Genomic DNA, 19,164 nt, shown 5'->3' on the forward strand with positions numbered 1-19,164 from the left:
CCGGGGGCCGGAGGGCGGTGCGCCGTGACGGCGGGCGTGGACGTCGAACTGGTGACGGCCGCGCGCCGGGGCGACCGGAGCGCGCTCACCGCGCTGCTCACCGCCCACCTGCCGCTGGTCCACAACGTGGTCGGCCGCGCGCTCGCCGGGCACGCCGACGTCGACGACGTGGTCCAGGAGGCCATGCTGCGGGTGGTCGAGCGGCTGCCCACGCTGCGCGACCCGGAACGCTTCCGGGCCTGGCTGGTCACCATCGTCATCCGTCAGGTCCGGGACCACGCCCGCCGGCGGGCCGCCGCGCGGCAGGTGCCGCTGGAGGTGTACGCGGAGGTGCCGGACGCGGCGGTCGACGTGGCCGGCGAGGCGGTGGCCGGGGTGGACCGGGCCGCCGCGCGGCGGGACGTGCTCGCCGCGGTCGCCTGGCTCGACAGCGACGACCGTGAGGTGCTCGCGCTGTGGTGGCAGGAGCTCAACGGCGAACTGACCCGCGCCGACCTGGCCGAGGCGCTGGCGGTCGCCCCCGGACACGCGGCGGTCCGGGTGCAGCGGATGCGCGCCCGGCTCGCGCAGGCGTACACCATGCTGGCCGCGTGGCAGGCCCGGCCGCGCTGTCCGGAGCTGGCCGTCGCGGCGCGGGGCTGGGACGGCGTGCTCGCGCCGCTCTGGCGCAAGCGGCTGGGCCGGCACGTGCTGGCCTGCCCGCGCTGCCTCGCCGCCGGCGGGCGCCGGCCCGACCCGGCCCGGGTGCTGCCCACCCTGGCCGGGCTGGCGGTGCCGGCCGGTCTCGCCGCCGGGCTGCGCGCCGCGGTCGAGGCGCCGGCGGTCGTGCCGTCCGCGACGGCCGCCGCGTCCGGTGCGACGGGCGGCCTGCGCGGGGTCCTGTCGCTCAAGGCCGCGGTCGCGGCGAGCACTGTCGCGGTAGTCGCCGTCGGTGGCCTCGTGCTGGCGGTGCGGCACGCCCCGGACGGTCGCGACGGCGTGGTTGCCGCCGCGCCGACGATCCCCGGCCGCGGTCTCCCCTCGGCCCGGCCCGCGCCGTCCGGATCGCCGAGCGCCACCCCGACGCCCCGACCGTCGCGGGCTCTCACCGGCGTCACCGACGCCGACATCGTCGTCGCCCCGAACGGCCGCGACGACGGCGACGGCAGCCTTCGCCGCCCGTTCGCCACGCTCGGCCGGGCGGTCGAGGTGGTCCGGCCCGGGCAGATCATCGCGTTGCGCGGCGGCACCTACCGGATGACCGAGCCGGTGACCATCACCACCGACGGCACCGCGAACCGGCGCATCGTGCTCAGCGCCTACCGGGCCGAGCGGCCGGTGCTCGACGCCGCCGCGCTCCCCGCCGACAGGTGGGCGGTCACCCAACGGACCGCGTGGTGGACGGTGCAGGACCTGGAGGTACGGGGATCGCGCAGCCACGCCTGGGTCTGCCGGTCCTGTGCCCATACCGTGTTCCGCCGGCTGTCCATGCACGACAACACCCGCTCCGGCCTGACGCTTCGCGACCCGGGAACGGTCGACAACCAGGTGCTCGACAGCGACTTCTTCCGCAGCTACGACCCGGCCGACCCGGGCGGCTCCGGGATCGGGCTGGCGGTCAAGTTCGGCGCCGGCGCGGGTAACGTGCTGCGCGGCAACCGGGCCTTCCACAACGCCGACGACGGTGTCGACCTCGGCGGTTTCGCCGACCCGGTGACAGTGGAGCGGAACTGGTCCTACGGCAACGGCCAGAACCGCTGGGGCGTGGCCGATTGGGACAGCAACGGAGGTGGCTTCTCCCTCGGCGGCGGTGAGCCGATCCCCGCCGGGCACCGGGTGCTGCAGAACGCGACCTGGGGCAACCGCGGACACGGCTTCGGGGTGGAGGCCAACACCGGGTCGATCGACCTGATCGGCAACACGGCCTTCCGCAACGGCGGCGCCGGCTTCGACCTGACCGGTGGCGACGTCACCGCGCGCCGGAACCTGGCGGTGGAGAACGCCACGCCGGTCCGCGGCGTCCCGGACGCCGCCACCACCGGCAACTCATGGGACGGTGGGAACGCCGTGCGGCTGCGGTCGACCGACCCGGCCACGGCCGAGGGGCCGCGCCGGCCGGACGGGACGCTGCCGTCCACCCGCTACCTGGATACCGGCACACCGGTCGGCGCCGACCTGACCGCCTCCTGAGAAATCCGCCGCAAAAGCGTTGTCGAGGGGCGTGGCGGCCCGTCTGTGTGCGGACGGGGCGCCGGGCAGCCTCCGTCTCCGGGCACCGGTCTCCACCGTGCGGGCCACCGTCAGCGATGGCGGTGTCGGCGGGGCCGACACACCGCAAACACCAGGATCTCCGGGGAGAATCGTGAGACATCTCGTCCGACGGCGGGCGGCCGGCCTGCTCGCCGCCCTCGTCACCACCACCGCGTTCGCCGTCGCCGGCGTCGCCACCGCCGGTCCGTCCCAGGCCGCCGCGGGCTGCCAGGTCGACTACCGGGTCACGTCGCAGTGGTCCGGCGGCTTCAGCGCGGCCATCACCATCCGTAACCTCGGTGACACGCTCACCGGCTGGCGTCTCGGCTGGACGTTCCCGGCCGGGCAGACCGTCACCCAGTCGTGGGGCTTCACCGCCAGTTCGTCCGGTGCGGCCGTCGTCGCCACCAACGTCGACTGGAACGCGACCATCGCCACCGGCGCGAGCGTCGAGGTCGGCTTCAACGGCGCCTCGACCGGCACCACCAACCCGAGCCCGACCGCGTTCACGCTCAACGGCGTCGCCTGCGCCGGCTCGTCCACGCCGCCGCCGACCGCCGGGCCGCCGCCGACCGCCACACCGACGGCGAGCCCCGCCCCGACGTCCGGGCCGACCACGCCGCCGCCGGCCGGCAAGCCGACGGTGGCCGCGGACGGCAGCGGCAGCTACCGCACCGTGCAGGAGGCGGTGGACGCGGTGCCGGCGAACAACACCACCCGCCGGGTCATCACCATCAAGGCGGGCACCTACCGGCAGGTGGTGCGCGTGCCGTCGAACAAGCCGAACATCACCTTCCAGGGGCTCGGCTCGTCTCCGTCGAACACCGTGCTCGTGTTCAACAACTCGGCGAACAACGGCGGCACCTTCGCCAGCGCCAGCATGTTCGTCGACGGCGCGAACTTCGTCGCGGAAAACCTGACCATCGCCAACGACTACGACGAGAACTCCACCACCGTCAACCAGCAGGCCGTCGCGTTGAACCTCAACGCCGACCGGGCCGTGCTGCGCAACGTGCGGCTCCTCGGTGACCAGGACACCTTCCTGGTCAACGCCCGCGCCCGCGCCTACGTGGTCGGCTCCTACATCGAGGGCACCACCGACTTCATCTTCGGCGACGGCACCATCGTCATCAACGCCTCCACCATCCACGAGAAGCGCTCCACCGGCAGCGCCATCACCGCCGCCAGAACCGACCCCGCCAAGACCTACGGCTTCCTGATCTACAAGTCCACCGTCACCGGCACCGGCAGCAACAACACCACCCTCGGCCGCCCCTGGGGCCAGGGCGCCCAGGTCCTCTACCGCGAGTCCACGCTCAGCAACACCATCAAGATCAGCCAGCCATGGACCAACATGGGCGACGCCACCTGGCAGAACGCCCGCTTCTCCGAATACCGCAACACCGGCCCCGGCGCCACCGTCAACGGCAACCGCCCCCAGCTCAGCGACGCGCAGGCCGCGAACTACACGCCGCAGCGGTACCTGGCCGGCACCGACGGCTGGAACCCGCTGTGACCACCACCGGGGAGAGTGACATGACGCATCCGAAGACGCGCCGGTCCTGGCGTACCGTCCTGGTCCTGGGCGCGACCGCGGCGCTGGCGGTGGCCGGTGCGGTCACCGCGGTCACCGCGCAGGCGGCGGCCGGGTGCCGGGTCGATTACCGGGTGTCCAGCGAGTGGGGCGGCGGCTTCAACGCCGACGTGACGATCACCAACCTGGGCGACGCGCTCAACGGTTGGCGGCTGGCCTGGACGTTCCCCGCCGGGCAGCAGGTGAACCAGGCGTGGAACGCGACGATTCCCGCCGGAACGTCGAGCGTCACCGCGACAAACGTCGACTACAACGCCGCGGTGCCGACCGGCGGCAGTGTCTCGTTCGGGTTCACCGGCTCGCGCGGCGCCACCAACCCGGCGCCGACGGCGTTCACGCTCAACGGCACCGCCTGCACCGGCGGGGTCACCCCGACCACCGGCGCGCCCAGCCCGACCTCGCCCGGCCCGACGCCCACCACGCCACCGGGCGGCGTGCCGTACCCGAACGCGCCGGACGGGTTCGCCGGCGCGGCCGGCACGACCGGTGGCGCCGGCGGCGTCACCGTCACCGTGACCAATCAGGCCGACCTGGAGCGCTACGCCTCGGCCAGCACCCCGTACGTGATCCGGGTCGCCGCGGCGATCACCGTCAGCCCGTACGGCCGGGAGATCCCGGTCCGGTCGAACAAGACCGTCGTCGGCGTGGGGCGTAGCGGGCAGATCGTCAACGGCGGGTTCAACCTCGGCGTCGGCACCGGCAACGTCATCATCCGCAACCTCACCATCCGGGACACCCGGATGGCGTCCGACGACCCGGACGACAAGGACTTCGACTACGACGGCATCCAGATGGACACCGCCGACCGGATCTGGATCGACCACAACCAGATCGTGCGGATGAACGACGGACTCATCGACAGCCGCAAGGACACCACAAACCTGACCGTGTCCTGGAACGTGATCGCCGAGGGCAACAAGGCCTTCGGCATCGGCTGGACCGACAACGTCACGGCCCGCATCACCATCCACCACAACTGGATCCACGACACCAACGTGCGCAACCCCAGCACCGACAACGTCGCGTACGCCCACCTCTACAACAACTACATGCAGAACGTCCGCGGCTACGGCAACTACTCCCGCGGCCGGACCAGGATGGTCATCGAGAACACCTACTACGACACCGTCAAGGACCCCTACTACCGCGACGACACCGCCGAGCTGCGCCAGAGCGGCAGCGTCTGTGTCGCCTGCACCGGCCAGCGTGAGACCGGTGGATCCGCGTTCACCCCGTCGAGCTTCTACACCTACCGACTCGACCCCGCCGCCGACGTGCCCGCACTGCTGCGTACCCACGCCGGCCCGCAGGCCGCCATCGGCCAGTGACGTGACCGGCCGGGACGGCGCAGGCCACCCGCCCGCCGTCCCGGCCGGACGTCCCCGCCGGTCGCCCGGTCGCGGAAACCCGCTCGCCGCCGCACCGGATACGCCAGGCTGAGGCGTACGGGGGTGGCGGGGTGTCGACGAAGGAGATCATCCAGCACGTCGGGGCGTTGCTGGACCTGGCCGGGGTGCTGGTCATCGCGGTGGGCGTCGCGGTCGCCACGGTGGTCTTCGCAATGCGCTGCGGCCGGACCCGGGAGGTGGTGGCGCACTACCGGGCGTATCGGCAGGGGGTGGGCCGGGCCATCCTGCTCGGCCTGGAGTTCCTGGTCGGCGGCGACATCATCCGTACCGTGGCGGTGTCGCCCACGTTCACCAGCGTCGGCGTGCTGGCGTTGATCGTGCTGGTCCGGACGTTCCTCAGCTTCTCCCTCGAGGTGGAGCTGGACGGCCGCTGGCCCTGGCAGGGCCGGCCCGGCGGTTGAGCTTGCTACCCCTGGGGGGTATGGGTATACGGTGGCGGCTGGAGGTGACCCGATGGATCACGCACACGGTGCCGGGCACGACGCGCACGCCGGGCACGACCCGGAGCAGTTCCGCCGCCGGTTCTGGCTGAGCCTGGCGCTGACCGTGCCGATCGTGCTCACCAGCCACATGGTGATGGACTGGTTCGGCTACTCGCTCGACGTCCCGGGCGCGCGCTGGGTCGGCCCGGTGCTCGGCACCGTCGTCTTCGGTTACGGCGGCTGGCCGTTCCTGGCCGGTGGGCTCCGCGAGCTGCGCGACCGCGCCCCCGGGATGATGCTGCTGATCTCGATGGCCATCGTGGTCGCCTACCTCGCCTCGGCCGCCACCAGCCTCGGCGCGTTCGACCTCGACTTCTGGTGGGAGCTGGCCGCGCTGGTCACCATCATGCTGCTCGGCCACTGGCAGGAGATGCGCGCGGTCGGCCAAGCGCGCGGAGCGCTCGGCGCGCTGGCCGCCCTGCTGCCCGACGACGCCGAGCGCCTCGACGACGCCGGCCGGCCGCAGCCGGTGCCGGTGGCCGACCTGCGGGTGGGCGACCTGGTGCTGGTCCGCTCCGGCGGCCGGGTGCCGGCCGACGGACGGATCGTCGAGGGCGCGGCCGAACTGGACGAGTCGATGATCACCGGGGAGTCCCGGCCGGTGCCCCGCGCCGCCGGGGACCGGGTGGTCGCCGGCACCGTGGCCACCGACTCCACAGTGCGGGTACGCGTCGAGGCCGTCGGCGCGGACACCGCCCTGGCCGGCATCGGCCGGCTGGTCGCCGAGGCGCAGTCCTCCGGTGGGCGCGCGCAGGTCCTCGCCGACCGGTTCGCCGCGCTGCTGTTCTACCTGGCGGCGTCCGCCGGCCTCGCCACGTTCGTGGTCTGGCTGCTGCTCGGCGACCCGGACCAGGCCGTGGTGCGCACCGTGACGGTGCTGGTGATCGCCTGCCCGCACGCCCTCGGGCTGGCCATCCCGCTGGTGGTGGCACTCTCCACGGCGCTCTCCGCCCGCGCCGGCATCCTGGTGAAGGACCGGCTCGCGCTGGAGCGGATGCGTACGGTCGACACGGTCCTGTTCGACAAGACCGGCACGCTCACCAGCGGCCGGCACGCGGTCACCGGCGTGGCCGCCACCGGCGGGCTGACCGACGACGCCGCGTTGCGCCTGGCCGGCGCCGTGGAGGCGGACAGCGAACACCCGCTCGCCCGGGCCCTGGTCGCCGCCGCCGGCGCGGCCCCGGGGCGGCCGACCGCGCGCGGCTTCCGGTCGCTGACCGGGCGGGGGGTACGGGCCACCGTGGACGGCGTCGACTGGGCGGTGGGCGGGCCGGCCCTGCTGCGCGAGCTGGACGCCGCGGTCCCGGGCACCCTGACCCGGGCCGCCGAGGAGTGGTCCCGACGGGGAGCCGCCGTGCTGCACCTGGTCCGGCTGCCCGCCGCCGCCGGCGCCGAGGCGGTGGCCGCGTTCGCGCTGGAGGACCAGGTCCGCCCGGAGGCCCGCTCCGCCGTCGCCGAGCTGCGTGAGCTGGGCGTACGCAAGATCGTGATGATCACCGGCGATGCCCGCCCGGTCGCCGAGGCGGTCGCCGCCGACCTCGGCTTCCGGCCCGGCGTCGACGAGGTCTTCGCCGAGGTGCTCCCGGCCGACAAGGACAAGGCGGTGACCGACCTGCAGTCACGCGGACTGACCGTGGCCATGGTCGGTGACGGCGTCAACGACGCGCCCGCCCTGGCCCGCGCCGACGTCGGGGTGGCCATCGGCGCCGGCACCGACGTGGCGATCGAGTCCGCCGGGGTGGTGCTGGCCGGCTCCGACCCGCGCGGCGTCGGCGGCGTGATCCGGCTGTCCCGGGCGTCGTACCGGAAGATGCGGCAGAACCTGGCCTGGGCGGCCGGCTACAACGTGGTCGCGATCCCGCTCGCCGCCGGCGTGCTGGCCTGGGCGGGCGTGGCGCTCAGCCCGGCGCTCGGCGCGGTGCTGATGTCCGCCTCCACCATCGTGGTGGCGCTCAACGCGCAGCTGTTGCGCCGGGTCCGGCTCGCCCCGGCCGACTGACCCGCCGAACGTGAGATGTATTGCTGGCCGGCACGTGTCCGCAGGTGGGAGGTTTGATCTCGACTCACCGGGTCACTGATACCGGGAGTGACGACGGAAGGGGAACGCCGGTGCCCGAGACGAACCGGACCAGGTCCAGTCAGGACGCCGTGCTGCCTCGCGGCGTCACCGACGCGCTGCTGTGGCGGGCCGCCTACGACGTGGCCGCCGCGCACCGGCCGGACGCCGCCGGACGGTGTTCCAGCCTGCTCTGCGCCGGCCGGCCGGCGCCCTGCGAGCCGATGGAGGCCGCGCTGCGCGCCATGCGTATGGCCGGGGACGCCGGCCGCGCCGAGTACGGTGAGCCGGACGCCCGGGTCGCCGCGCGGCGTCGGCGGGCCGCCTGATCGGCCCGGGTGCCGGGCGGTTCGAACCATGGACGCCTCGCTTCCGTGTTTATGATCGACAACTCGGTCGGAATGCGGGAAATGAGGAGGGTTCGTGACCGTCGACGCCCACGCCTTCTGGCTCCGCGCTCCCGGCGAGGGTGAGATCCGGCCGGTCCGCCTCGACCCGCCCGGCCCCGACGAGGTGCTGGTCCGCACCCGGTTCTCCGGGGTCAGCCGGGGCACCGAGACGCTCGTCTACACCGGCCGGGTCCCCGCCGACCAGCACGCCGCGATGCGCGCCCCGTTCCAGGAGGGTGACTTCCCGGCGCCGGTCAAGTACGGCTACCTCAACGTCGGCACGGTCGAGGCCGGCCCGGCGGAGCTGCGCGGGCGGACCGTGTTCTGCCTGTACCCGCACCAGAGCGCGTACGTGGTCCCGGCCGACGCCGTGGTGGTCGTACCGGACGGCGTGCCGGCCGAACGCGCGGTGCTGGCCGGCACCGTGGAGACCGCGGTGAACGCGCTCTGGGACGCCGCGCCGCTGGTCGGCGACCGGGTCACGGTGATCGGCGGCGGGATGGTCGGGTGCGGCGTGACCGCGCTGCTGGCCCGGTTCCCCGGCGTCAAGGTCGAGCTGGTCGACGCCGACCCGGCCCGGGCCGGGGTGGCCGAGGCGCTCGGCGTCGACTTCGCCCTGCCCGCCGACGCCACCGGCGACCGTGACCTGGTGGTGCACGCCAGCGCCAGCGCCGCCGGGCTGCAACGCGGCCTGGAGCTGCTCCGCCCGGAGGGCACCGTGCTGGAGCTGAGCTGGTACGGCGACCGCCCGGTCACTCTCGCGCTCGGTGGCGCGTTCCATTCCCGACGGCTCGGCATCCGCAGCAGCCAGGTCGGCACCGTGTCGCCCCGGCGCGCCGACCGCAGCTATGCCGACCGGCTCGCCCTCGCCCTCGACCTGCTGGCCGACCCGGCGTTCGACGCGCTGCTCACCGGCCGGTCCCGCTTCACCGACCTGCCCGACGTGCTGGACCGGCTCGCCTCGGGCCGGTTGCCGGCGCTCTGTCATCTCATCACCTACGGCGAGGAGTAAACGTGTTCAGCGTGACCGTCCGGGACCACATGATGGTCGCCCACAGTTTCCGCGGCGAGGTCTTCGGCCCGGCCCAGCGGCTGCACGGCGCGACCTTCGTCGTCGACGCCACGTTCCGCCGGGCGGAGCTGGACGCCGACGGGATCGTGGTCGACATCGGGCTGGCCACCGAGCAGCTCAAGGCCGTGCTCGGCGAGCTGACCTACCGCAACCTGGACGACGAGCCGACCTTCGCCGGGGTGAACACCACCACCGAGGTGCTGGCCCGCACCGTCGCCGACCGGCTCGCCGACGCGGTGCACGCCGGCCGGCTGGGGGAGGGGGCGCGGGGCCTGGCCGGGATCACCGTCACCCTGCACGAGTCGCACGTCGCGTGGGCGAGCTACGAGCGGTCGCTGTGACCGGATGACCGCCGTCCACGTGGTGCTGCCGGGCGACATCGACGACCCGGCGAACCCCAGCGGCGGCAACGCCTACGACCGGCACGTCTGCGACGGGCTGGCCGCGCTCGGCTGGACCGTGCACGAGCACCAGGTGCCGGGTGGCTGGCCACACCCCGGCCCGCCGGAACGGGCCGCGCTGGGCGCGCTGCTCGGCGGGTTCCCCGACGGCGCGACAGTGCTGCTCGACGGCCTGGTCGCCTCCACCGTGCCGGGCGTGCTCGCCCCGCACGCCGCGCGGCTGCGCCTGGTGGTGCTGGTGCACCTGCCGATCGAGGACGAGGCCGAGCGGCGGGCCCTCGCCACGGCGACCGCGGTGGTCGCCACCAGCGAGTGGACCCGGCGCCGGCTGCTGGAGCGTTACCCGCTCGCCCCGGACCGGGTGGCGGTCGCCCCGCCCGGCGTCGAACCGGCGCCGGTCGCCCCCGGCACACCCGGCGGCGGCCGGCTGCTCTGCGTCGCGGCGGTCACCCCGATCAAGGGCCACGACGTGCTGGCCGACGCGCTCGCCGAGGTCGCGGAGCTGGGCTGGACCTGCGACTGGATCGGCCCGCTCGACCGGGACCCGGCGTTCGTCGACCGGGTGTGCCGGCGGCTCACCGACGCCGGCCTGACCGCCCGGGTCCGGCTGGCCGGCGCGCGCAGCGGCGCGGACCTGGCCGACGCGTACGCCGCCGCGGATCTGCTGGTCCAGCCGTCCCGGCGGGAGACGTACGGCATGGTGGTCACCGAGGCCCTGGCCCGGGGCGTGCCGGTGCTGGCCGCCGACGCCGGCGGCCTGCCGGCCACGCTCGGGCACGCCCCCGGCGGCGACCGGCCGGGCCTGCTGGTGCCGCCGGACGATCCGGGCGCGACCGCCGCCGCGTTGCGCCGCTGGCTCACCGATCCCGGGCTGCGGGACCGGCTGCGCCGCGCCGCCCGGCAGCGGCGGGACACCCTCACCGGCTGGCCGGTCACCGTGGACCGGCTGGCAACGGCGTTGAAGGAGGCGACCGCGGCATGACCACCTCACTCCCACCCGGCTTCGCGGACTGGCTGCGGCTGCGCGAGCCGGCCGACGCGGCCGCCCGTTCGGTCGAGCTGGCCGACGCGGTCCGCGACCGGCTGCCCGCCGACCGCCCGCTGGTCGTGCACGACCTGGGCAGCGGCACCGGCTCGATGGCCCGCTGGCTCGCCCCCCGGCTGCCCGGCCCGCAGCACTGGGTGCTGCACGAGCGCGACGCGGCGTTGCTGGCGCTTGCCGACGGCGGGCTCACCGCCGCCGACGGCGCCCCGGTCGCGGTGACCACCCGCGGCTCGGACATCACCCGCCTGACCGCCGCCGACCTGGCCGACGCCCACCTGGTCACCGCGTCGGCGCTGCTGGACATGCTCACCGCCGACGAGATCGACCGGATGGCGGCGGCGTGCGCCGGCCACCCGACGCTGTTCGCGCTCACCGTCTCCGGTCGGGCCGAGTTCACCCCGGCCGACCCGCTCGACCGGGAGCTGGCCGACGCGTTCAACGCCCACCAGCGGCGGACCGTCGACGGGCGGACGCTGCTCGGACCGGACGCGGTGGCGGCCACCGTGGCCGCGTTCGGCCGGCACGGGGTCGAGGTGGCCGTGCGGCCCACCCCGTGGCGGCTCGGGCCGGAGCAGGCCGCGCTGACCGCCGAGTGGCTGACCGGCTGGGTCGAGGCGGCCGTCGAGGAACGTCCGCATCTGGCCGGCCCCGCCCGGACGTATACCCAGTGGCGGCTCGACGAGGCCGCCGCCGGCCGGGTCGACGTGGTGCTGCACCACGCGGACCTGCTCGCCGGGTGAACCGTACGGCCCGCCGACACGTGACATCCGGTGGGAACGAGGGAGGACCGCTTGTCACACGTCGCCGTCGCCGTGTCCGTGCCGACCAGGCCGGTGCCCACCGCTGTGGTGCCGGTCGTGCCGCCCGGGCCGCTGCCGGTCGCCGTGGTGCCACCGGTCGGACCGCCGCCGGCCGTCGGGCCCGCGCCGTCGCCGGTGCGGCCCCGTCCGGCCCGGCGCGGTCGAGCGTGGGTACGCCCGGCCGCCGGGCTGGCCGTGCTCGCCGCGCTCGTCGCGTACGTGGGCACCGGGCCGTTCCTGGCCGGACTGCGGCTGATCGACGTGCCGGCGCTCGCCGCCGCGCTGGGCATCGGCGTGATCACCACCGTCTGCTGCGCCTGGCGCTGGTCGCTGGTCGCCGGCGGGCTGGGCGTGCGGCTGCCGATGCGGGCCGCCGTGGCGCACTGCTACCGGGCGATCTTCCTCAACTCCACCCTGCCCGGCGGGGTGCTCGGCGACGTGCACCGCGCGGTGCGCCACGGGCGCGACGCCGGGGACCTGGCCCGGGGCGTACGCGCGGTGGTGTGGGAGCGCACCGCGGGGCAGGTGGTGCAACTGGTCATCGCGGTGGCGGTGCTGGCCGCGTTCCCGTCACCGGTGCGCCCGTACCTGCCGGCGCTGGCCGCCGCCGTCGCGGTGGCCGCCGTGGCGCTGGTGCTCGCCGCCCGCGCGGTGCCCCGCTCCGGCGCGTCCCGCCTCGCCCGGGCGGCCCGCACCGCGGTCGCCGACGTCCGCTCCGGGCTGCTGGCCCGCCGGACCTGGGTCGGTGTGGTGATCGCCTCAGCCGTGGTGTTCGCCGGCCACCTGGCCACCTTCATGGTGGCGGCCCGCACCGCGGGCGCCGACGCCCCGCTGTCCCGCCTGCTGCCGCTCACCCTGCTCGCTCTGCTGGCCATGGCCCTGCCGCTCAACGTGGGCGGTTTCGGGCCGCGCGAGGGCGTGGCCGCCTGGGCGTTCGCGGCGGCCGGCCTGACCGCCGCGCAGGGCGTGGCCACCGGCACGGTCTACGGCGCGCTGGTCCTGGTGGCCAGCCTGCCCGGCGCGGTGGTGCTGCTGGCGCGTCGGCTGCCCCGGCGGGAGCCCGGCAACTGTCGGTGATCCCGCATACGGTGAGGGTGCGAGGTGTGCGTCGCCGGGCCAGCCCGGCGACTGGACGGAGGAGAACCATGGACGAAACCCTGCCCACCGCTACGGTCCGGACCCGGGTCACGGTCCCGCTTCGGTTCCCCGACGGTTACGTGACCACCGCCCTGGTGCACACCTTCCACGGCCTGGTGGACGGCCGTGAGCACCTGGCGTTCGGCCTGGGTGAGCACGGGAAGGCCGATCCGCCGCTGGTGCGCCCGCACAGCGAGTGCCTCACCGGCGACGTGTTCGGCAGCCAGCGCTGCGACTGCGGCCCGCAGTTGCGCGAGGCGGTCGAGCGGATCGCCGACGCCGGTGGCTACCTGCTCTACCTGCGTCAGGAGGGCCGGGGCATCGGCCTCTACGCCAAGCTCGACGCCTACGCGTTGCAGGACGGCGGCCTCGACACCTACGAGGCGAACCTGGCGCTGGGCCGGGGCGCCGACGAGCGGGACTACACCGTCGCCGCGCAGATGCTCGCCGCGCTGGGCGTGGACCGGGTGGCCCTGCTCAGCAACAACCCCGACAAGGCGGCCCAGCTGGAGCGCCTCGGCGTCACGGTGGCCGACCGGGTGGTCACCGGCGTGCACCTGTCCCCGGCGAACGCCGACTACCTGGCGGCCAAGGTCAGCCGGGCCGACCACGCCCTCGACCTGCCGTTCGTGCCGTGACCACCCGCCCGTACGTGCTGCTCAGCTGTGCGATGTCGATCGACGGCTACATCGACGACGCGACCACCGAGCGGCTGCTGCTCTCCAACGACGACGACCTGGACCGGGTCGACGCGACGCGGGCCGGGTGCGACGCGATCATGGTGGGTGCGGCCACGGTCCGCCGCGACGACCCCCGGCTGCTGGTCCGCAGCGAGCGGCGGCGGGCCGAGCGGGTGGCCCGGGGGCTGCCGCCGTCGCCGGTCAAGGTGACGGTCACCGGCAGCGGCGACCTCGACCCGACGGCGCGGTTCTTCAGCCTCGGTGACGGGCTGAAGCTCGTCTACTGCCCGAGCGGGGTGGTGGAGAAGGCCCGCGAGCAGGTGGGCGCGGTGGCGACCGTGGTCGACGCCGGTGAGCCGGTCACCCCGGAGGCGGTGGTTGCCGACCTCGCCGGGCGCGGGATCGGCCAGTTGATGGTCGAGGGCGGCGGCACGATGCACCGTCAGTTCCTCACCGCAGGCCTCGCCGACGAGCTGCACCTGGTGGTCGCGCCGTTCTTCGTGGGGGACGGCCGGGCGCCCCGGTTCGTGGGGGAGGGGCGCTTCCCCTGGCACCCGGGCCGCCGGGCCCGGGTGGTCGAGGTGCGCCAGATCGGTGACGTGGTGCTGACCCGCTACGCGCTCTCCGACCGCTGTCGGGCCTGACCGACGCTGCCCGGTTCGCTCTTGTGCAAGCTCACGGTCGAGATTAGTTTGTTGACCATCCATACGAACACTCCTCCGTGCATCCCTCCGAAAGGGGGACCGATGAGCGTGCACCACCCCGAACCGGGCTCCTCCCGTCGTCACTTCCTCGGCCTGGTGGGCCTCGGCGTGGCCGCCACCACCGCCGGCCCGCTGCTCGCCGGCTGTTCCGAGAAGCCGGCCGGGTCCGGCGGCGCCCAACAGCTCGACGCCGTCTCCGGCGTGCTGCCCACGCACAAGGATCTGGCCGGCGGCATCAAGCCCGACATCGTCGGCACCCGCCCGGTGGCCGACGGCTACACCAGCTACCCGGCCACCCTCGTCGACGCCGTCACCGAGAAGCCGGGCACCAGCGGCAAGCAGGTCACCGCGATGACGCCCGCCTGGGGCCCGGCGCCGCCCGGCGTCGCGCAGAGCGCCTACCTCCAGGCCGTCAACGCCGAGCTGGGCACGCCGGTCAACTTCACCATCCAGGACGGCATCACCTACGCCGACAAGCTCAACGCGATGTTCGGCGCGCGGGACGTGCCGGAGCTGCTCTGCGTGCCGGGGTGGGAGGTGGAGAAGATCCCGCGCTTCGCCGAGGCGATCAAGGTGCTCTTCGAGGATCTCACCGACCACCTCAAGGGCGACGCCGTGAAGGCGTACCCGATGCTTGCCAGCTTCCCGAGCGGGGCCTGGCGCGAGGCGGTCTGGAACGAGCGGCTGGTGTCCGTGCCCAACCCGACCGACTCCCCGTTCCCGTGGGTGTTGTTCGCCCGCCAGGATCTGCTCGACGCGCGCGGCCTGGCGCTGCCTACCAACCTGGACGACCTGCTCTCCGTCGCCAAGCAGGTCACCGACCCGGCCCGCAAGGTGTGGGCGTTCGACGACGTCTTCGCCATGATCCAGATGTTCCACCGGGTGCCCGCCTCCAAGCAGGGGTGGCGGCTGCGCTCCGACGGGACGCCGGAGTTCAAGTACGAGACGCCGGAGTTCCGCCAGGCGCTCGAGGTGATGGCCAAGATCTACTCCGACGGCCTGGTCCACCCGGACATCGTGGCCAGCAAGGGCGCGGACGCCAAGCAACTGTTCGCCAAGAACGGCGCGATCATCTTCAAGCAGGACGGCACCGGCATGTGGCAGGGCGCCCAGGCCGAGCACCAGAAGACCAACCCGAAGTTGAACATCCAGGCGGTGCCGGTCTTCTCCGCCACCGGTGGCGACCCGCTCGTCTGGCGGGCGGACAAGCCGATCTCCTACACCTTCGTCAAGAAGGGCCTCGGCAAGGACCGGGTCCAGGAGCTGCTGCGGATCATCAACTGGTGCTCCGCGCCGCTGGGCAGCCAGGAGGCCCAGCTCCGCGACTTCGGCGTCGAGGGCAAGCACCACACCAGGTCGCCGAACGGGCCGGTCAAGACCGACCTGGCGTTCAAGGAGATCGCCAACCAATACTTCTTCATCAGCGGCCGCAACCCCACCATCGGGCCGTTCCCGGACACCCCGCGCTACGTGCCGGACGTGCTGAACTACTCCAACCAGATGGTCAAGTACCTGGAGAAGGATCCCTGGGACGGTGTCAAGCTGGAGATGCCGGCCGCCTACAAGGCCAACCAGGTGCCGACCGAGGACAAGTTCACCGACGTCCTGCGCGGCCGGCGTCCGCTGAGCGACGTGGACGCCATCGTCAACGAGTGGAAGGCCAACGGCGGGGAGGAAGCCCGCAAGCTGCTCGCCGACTCGCTGCCCAAGGCGGCCAAGTGAGCGAGCCGGCCGTCGTGGTCGGGCCCGAGCGGGCCCGACCCGACGCCCCGGCCCCACCGAACCGCGCGCCCCGCCGCCGGCGCGTGCCGCTGGGCAGCCGGCTGCGCCGCGACTGGCAACTGCTGGCCATGGTCACGCCCGGCTTTCTCATCCTGCTGGTCTTCAGCTACCTGCCGATCGCCGGCAACGTCATCGCGTTCCAGGACTACAACCCCTACCTGGGCGACAACCCGTGGGCGGCGTTCACGCACAGCAACTGGATCGGCTTCGGCCAGTTCCAGCTCCTCTTCGACGACCCGGCCTTCTGGGACGCGTTCCGCAACACGCTCGCCATCACCGCGTTCCAGCTCGTCTTCTTCTTCCCGCTGCCGATCCTGCTCGCGGTCATGCTGCACAATTTGCTCTCCAGCCGGCTGCGCGGCTTCGTCCAGACGGTCGTCTACCTGCCGCACTTCTTCAGCTGGGTGCTGGTGGTCAGCTTCTTCGTCGCGATGCTCGGCGGCGCCGGGTTGCTGGCGCAGACCATGCGCGAGGCCGGCATGCAGCCGTGGAACGTGATGACCAACCCGGACACGTTCATCGTCCTGGTCACGGCCGAGGCGGTCTGGAAGGACGTGGGCTGGGGCACCATCGTCTTCCTGGCCGCGCTGTCCACCATCGACCAGAACCTCTACGAGGCGGCCGCCGCGGACGGCGCCGGGCGGTGGCGACGGCTGTGGCACATCACGCTGCCCGGGCTGCGCCCGGTGATCGTCCTGCTGCTCATCCTGCGCCTCGGCGACGCGCTCTCGGTCGGCTTCGAGCAGTTCCTGCTGCAACGCGACGCGGTCGGCCGGCAGGCCGCCGAGGTGCTCGACACCTTCGTCTACCACTTCTCCATCGCCACCGGAAACTACGGCTACGGCGCGGCGGCCGGGCTGTTCAAGGCCGTCGTCGGCCTGGTGCTGATCCTGGCCGCGAACCGGGTGGCGCACATGCTCGGCGAACGAGGGATCTACTCGAAGTCATGACCGTGACCATCCGCCGGCCGTCCGGCGCCCGCGCCCGCCGCCCGGCCTGGGAGGAGCCACCGACCCCGGTCGGTCAGGGACTCAAGGCCGTCCTGCTCACGCTGCTGGTGCTCGGGGTGCTCTTCCCGCTCTGGGTGGTGCTGGTGACCAGCCTCTCCTCCCGGCAGACCATCGCCGACGCCGGCGGCCTGGTGATCGTGCCGAAGAGCATCGACACCTCGGCCTACCAGACCATCCTGGCCGGCGGCGCGGTCACCCGGGCACTGTGGATCAGCACGCTGGTCACCGTGATCGGCACGGCGATCGCGTTGACCGTCACCGTGCTGGCCGCGTACGGGCTGTCCCGGCCGACGTCGGTCGGTCACCGCTGGCTGCTGGCGTATTTCCTGATCCCGTTCCTGGTCTATCCGCCGCTGGTGCCCCGCTACCTGGTGGTCACCGGGCTGGGCCTGAAGGACACCATCTGGGCGTTGGTCCTGCCGCCGGCGATCAGCGTGTTCAACCTCGTCGTGGTGCGCGGCTTCTTCCAGGGCATCCCGCAGGAGCTGCTGGACAGCGCCCGGATCGACGGGGCCAGCGACTTCCGTACCCTGGGCCGGATCGTGCTGCCGCTGTCCCGCGCGGTCATCGCCGTGGTCGGCCTCTTCTACGCGGTCAGCTACTGGAACGTCTGGTTCGACGCGCTGCTGTTCATGGACCGCAACGACATGTACCCGATCCAGCGGGTGCTGCAGAGTTACCTGCTGGCCGGGCAGGCGCCGCACACCGCCGGCGGCACCACCGGGGTGAACATGCCGCCGACCGAGGCGGTCAAGATGGCGGTGGTGGTGCTGACCGTCGCGCCGATCGTCGCGGTCTATCCGTTCGTGCAGCGGCACTTCATCAAGGGCGTGCTGATCGGCGCGGTCAAGGGCTGATCAGAGCACCTGGGACAGGAACCGCCGCAGCCGGGGGTGCGCCGGCGCCTCGAACACGGCGGCCGGCGGCCCGGCCTCCAGCACCACGCCGGCGTCCATGAACGCGACAGTGTCCGCGACGGTGCGGGCGAAGCCCATCTCGTGCGTGACCACCACCATGGTCATGCCGGCGGCGGCGAGGTCCGCCATCACCGCGAGCACGCCCTTGACCAGTTCCGGGTCCAGCGCCGAGGTGGCCTCGTCGAAGAGCATCACCTGCGGGCGCAGCGCGAGCGCCCGGGCGATGGCAACGCGCTGCTGCTGCCCGCCGGAGAGCTGCGCCGGGCGGGCGTCGGCCTTGGCGGCCAGCCCGACCAGGTCGAGCTGCGCCCGGGCGAGCGCCACCGCCTCATCCTCGCCGAGCTTCTTCAGCTTGCGCAGCGCGAGCGTGACGTTGCGCAGCACGCTCAGGTGCGGGAAGAGGTTGAACTGCTGGAACACCATGCCGATGCGCTGCCGCAGGGCGTCCGGGTCGTCGCGCAGGACGCTGCGTCCGTCCAGCAGCACGTCGCCGCGGTCCGGCTCGATCAGGCGGTTGATCGTGCGCAGCAGCGTGGACTTGCCGGAGCCGGACGGCCCGATCACGCAGGCGGTGCCGCCCCGGGCCACGTCCAGGTCGGCGCCGCGCAGCACCCGGTGCGCGCCGAAGGCCAGGTGCACGTCGCGGACGGCGAGGCTGACCGAGCCGGCGGTGCTGGTGCTCATCGCGGGTTCCCTCCGGTCGGGGTGACGCCGGCCGGCGCCAGGTCGGGCTCGGGCTCGGGCGGCGCGGCCGGGCGGCCCTGCCGCAGCCGCCGGTCCAGCCAGTTGACCGCGTGCGTCAGCGGCACGGTCAGCAGCAGGTAGAACAGACCGGCGAGCAGCAGCGCGGACTGGTTGCCGGTGTTCGCCGCGTAGTCCTGCCCGATCCGGAACAGCTCCCGCTGGCTGGCCAGCAGGCCGAGGAAGTAGACCAGGCTGGAGTCCTTGATCAACGCGATGAGCTGGTTGACCCAGGCGGGCAGCACCCGGCGTACGCCCTGCGGGATGATCACCAGCCGCATCGACTCGCCCCAGGAGAAGCCGAGCGCCCGGGCGCCCTCCAGTTGGGCGGCCTCGACGCTGAGGATCCCGGCCCGGAAGATCTCGCCGAGGTAGGCGGCGGCGATCAGCGACAGCGCCAGCACGCCCAGCGGGTAGGGGTTGGGCCCCCAGACCTCCATCCCCAGCGGCGCCAGGCCGACGCCGATGAGCAGGATGGTCGCCGCGGCCGGGAGGCCGCGGAACACGTCGGTGTAGACCCGGGCCGGCCACCGCAACCATCGGGTACGCGAGATGCCCGCGACCGCCAGCAGCATGCCCAGCACCGAGCCGAGCAGGGCGGCGGAGACGGCCAGGATCAGCGTGTTGGGCAACCCGACGGTCAGCATCTCGGGCAGCGCCTCGCGCATCGAGTCACCGTCGAAGAAGGTTTCCCAGAGGGTGCGCAGTGGATCCAT

Annotated in this window: 18 protein-coding genes; 16 read left to right on the forward strand and 2 right to left on the reverse strand. The window is 73.7% G+C overall.

What is annotated here, in order from left to right; all coding sequences use genetic code 11:
* Positions 1-24: 24 nt before the first annotated feature.
* The 16 genes from O7598_RS11630 (at position 25) to O7598_RS11705 (ending at position 17,647) form a co-directional block, all read left to right on the forward strand.
* On the forward strand, positions 25-2,169 hold the full coding sequence (locus tag O7598_RS11630; protein WP_269691334.1) for a sigma-70 family RNA polymerase sigma factor: 2,145 nt from the start codon (positions 25-27) through the stop codon (positions 2,167-2,169).
* A 172-nt stretch (positions 2,170-2,341) separates the two neighbouring features.
* The gene (locus O7598_RS11635; RefSeq protein WP_269691335.1) at positions 2,342-3,745 is read left to right on the forward strand and encodes a pectinesterase family protein; all 1,404 of its coding nucleotides are present in this window, start codon (positions 2,342-2,344) and stop codon (positions 3,743-3,745) included.
* A gap of 20 nt (positions 3,746-3,765) precedes the next feature.
* On the forward strand, positions 3,766-5,151 hold the full coding sequence (locus O7598_RS11640; protein WP_269691336.1) for a cellulose binding domain-containing protein: 1,386 nt from the start codon (positions 3,766-3,768) through the stop codon (positions 5,149-5,151).
* A 131-nt stretch (positions 5,152-5,282) separates the two neighbouring features.
* Positions 5,283-5,633 carry a DUF1622 domain-containing protein gene (locus O7598_RS11645; RefSeq protein WP_269691337.1) on the forward strand — a complete coding sequence of 117 codons (351 nt, stop codon included), beginning with the start codon at positions 5,283-5,285 and terminating at the stop codon, positions 5,631-5,633.
* A gap of 52 nt (positions 5,634-5,685) precedes the next feature.
* Positions 5,686-7,713, forward strand: coding sequence for a heavy metal translocating P-type ATPase (locus tag O7598_RS11650; protein ID WP_269691338.1), 2,028 nt, complete (start codon positions 5,686-5,688; stop codon positions 7,711-7,713).
* Between the two features lie 110 nt (positions 7,714-7,823).
* Entirely contained in the window at positions 7,824-8,099 is a 276-nt protein-coding gene (locus O7598_RS11655; protein WP_269691339.1) for a hypothetical protein, read from the forward strand.
* 94 nt (positions 8,100-8,193) lie between these two features.
* Positions 8,194-9,171 carry a zinc-dependent alcohol dehydrogenase gene (locus O7598_RS11660; protein ID WP_269691340.1) on the forward strand — a complete coding sequence of 326 codons (978 nt, stop codon included), beginning with the start codon at positions 8,194-8,196 and terminating at the stop codon, positions 9,169-9,171.
* Between the two features lie 2 nt (positions 9,172-9,173).
* Complete coding sequence (locus O7598_RS11665; RefSeq protein WP_269691341.1) at positions 9,174-9,572, forward strand: 6-pyruvoyl trahydropterin synthase family protein; 399 nt, start codon at positions 9,174-9,176, stop codon at positions 9,570-9,572.
* A 4-nt stretch (positions 9,573-9,576) separates the two neighbouring features.
* Positions 9,577-10,614, forward strand: coding sequence for a glycosyltransferase family 4 protein (locus O7598_RS11670; protein ID WP_269691342.1), 1,038 nt, complete (start codon positions 9,577-9,579; stop codon positions 10,612-10,614).
* Positions 10,611-11,417 carry a class I SAM-dependent methyltransferase gene (locus O7598_RS11675; RefSeq protein ID WP_269691343.1) on the forward strand — a complete coding sequence of 269 codons (807 nt, stop codon included), beginning with the start codon at positions 10,611-10,613 and terminating at the stop codon, positions 11,415-11,417. The genes O7598_RS11670 and O7598_RS11675 overlap by 4 nt, the downstream gene beginning before the upstream one ends.
* A gap of 195 nt (positions 11,418-11,612) precedes the next feature.
* Positions 11,613-12,554 carry a lysylphosphatidylglycerol synthase transmembrane domain-containing protein gene (locus tag O7598_RS11680; protein ID WP_269694844.1) on the forward strand — a complete coding sequence of 314 codons (942 nt, stop codon included), beginning with the start codon at positions 11,613-11,615 and terminating at the stop codon, positions 12,552-12,554.
* 68 nt (positions 12,555-12,622) lie between these two features.
* Complete coding sequence (locus O7598_RS11685; protein WP_269691344.1) at positions 12,623-13,252, forward strand: GTP cyclohydrolase II; 630 nt, start codon at positions 12,623-12,625, stop codon at positions 13,250-13,252.
* Positions 13,249-13,938 carry a RibD family protein gene (locus tag O7598_RS11690; RefSeq protein ID WP_269691345.1) on the forward strand — a complete coding sequence of 230 codons (690 nt, stop codon included), beginning with the start codon at positions 13,249-13,251 and terminating at the stop codon, positions 13,936-13,938. The genes O7598_RS11685 and O7598_RS11690 overlap by 4 nt, the downstream gene beginning before the upstream one ends.
* Positions 13,939-14,040: 102 nt before the next feature.
* Positions 14,041-15,720 carry an extracellular solute-binding protein gene (locus O7598_RS11695; RefSeq protein ID WP_269691346.1) on the forward strand — a complete coding sequence of 560 codons (1,680 nt, stop codon included), beginning with the start codon at positions 14,041-14,043 and terminating at the stop codon, positions 15,718-15,720.
* Positions 15,717-16,730 carry an ABC transporter permease gene (locus O7598_RS11700; RefSeq protein ID WP_269691347.1) on the forward strand — a complete coding sequence of 338 codons (1,014 nt, stop codon included), beginning with the start codon at positions 15,717-15,719 and terminating at the stop codon, positions 16,728-16,730. Before O7598_RS11695 ends, O7598_RS11700 begins: the two co-directional genes overlap by 4 nt.
* Entirely contained in the window at positions 16,727-17,647 is a 921-nt protein-coding gene (locus O7598_RS11705; protein ID WP_269691348.1) for a carbohydrate ABC transporter permease, read from the forward strand. Before O7598_RS11700 ends, O7598_RS11705 begins: the two co-directional genes overlap by 4 nt.
* Here O7598_RS11705 and O7598_RS11710 read toward each other — a convergent pair whose 3' ends face one another.
* The gene (locus O7598_RS11710) at positions 17,648-18,391 is read right to left on the reverse strand and encodes an amino acid ABC transporter ATP-binding protein (RefSeq protein ID WP_269691349.1); all 744 of its coding nucleotides are present in this window, start codon (positions 18,389-18,391) and stop codon (positions 17,648-17,650) included.
* Positions 18,388-19,164 carry an amino acid ABC transporter permease gene (locus tag O7598_RS11715; protein WP_269691350.1) on the reverse strand — a complete coding sequence of 259 codons (777 nt, stop codon included), beginning with the start codon at positions 19,162-19,164 and terminating at the stop codon, positions 18,388-18,390. The genes O7598_RS11710 and O7598_RS11715 overlap by 4 nt, the downstream gene beginning before the upstream one ends.

The sequence above is a fragment of the Micromonospora sp. WMMC241 genome, from assembly GCF_027460165.1.
Lineage (GTDB): Bacteria > Actinomycetota > Actinomycetes > Mycobacteriales > Micromonosporaceae > Micromonospora > Micromonospora humi.

Excerpts from the sequence above, each read along its gene's own strand:
- O7598_RS11640 (WP_269691336.1), top strand. The coding sequence starts at position 3,766 with ATGACGCATCCGAAGACGCGCCGGTCCTGGCGTACCGTCCTGGTCCTG.
- O7598_RS11650 (WP_269691338.1), top strand. The coding sequence starts at position 5,686 with ATGGATCACGCACACGGTGCCGGGCACGACGCGCACGCCGGGCACGAC.
- O7598_RS11670 (WP_269691342.1), top strand. The coding sequence starts at position 9,577 with ATGACCGCCGTCCACGTGGTGCTGCCGGGCGACATCGACGACCCGGCG.
- O7598_RS11675 (WP_269691343.1), top strand. The coding sequence starts at position 10,611 with ATGACCACCTCACTCCCACCCGGCTTCGCGGACTGGCTGCGGCTGCGC.
- O7598_RS11685 (WP_269691344.1), top strand. The coding sequence starts at position 12,623 with ATGGACGAAACCCTGCCCACCGCTACGGTCCGGACCCGGGTCACGGTC.
- O7598_RS11695 (WP_269691346.1), top strand. The coding sequence starts at position 14,041 with ATGAGCGTGCACCACCCCGAACCGGGCTCCTCCCGTCGTCACTTCCTC.
- O7598_RS11705 (WP_269691348.1), top strand. The coding sequence starts at position 16,727 with ATGACCGTGACCATCCGCCGGCCGTCCGGCGCCCGCGCCCGCCGCCCG.
- O7598_RS11710 (WP_269691349.1), bottom strand. The coding sequence starts at position 18,391 with ATGAGCACCAGCACCGCCGGCTCGGTCAGCCTCGCCGTCCGCGACGTG.
- O7598_RS11715 (WP_269691350.1), bottom strand. The coding sequence starts at position 19,164 with ATGGATCCACTGCGCACCCTCTGGGAAACCTTCTTCGACGGTGACTCG.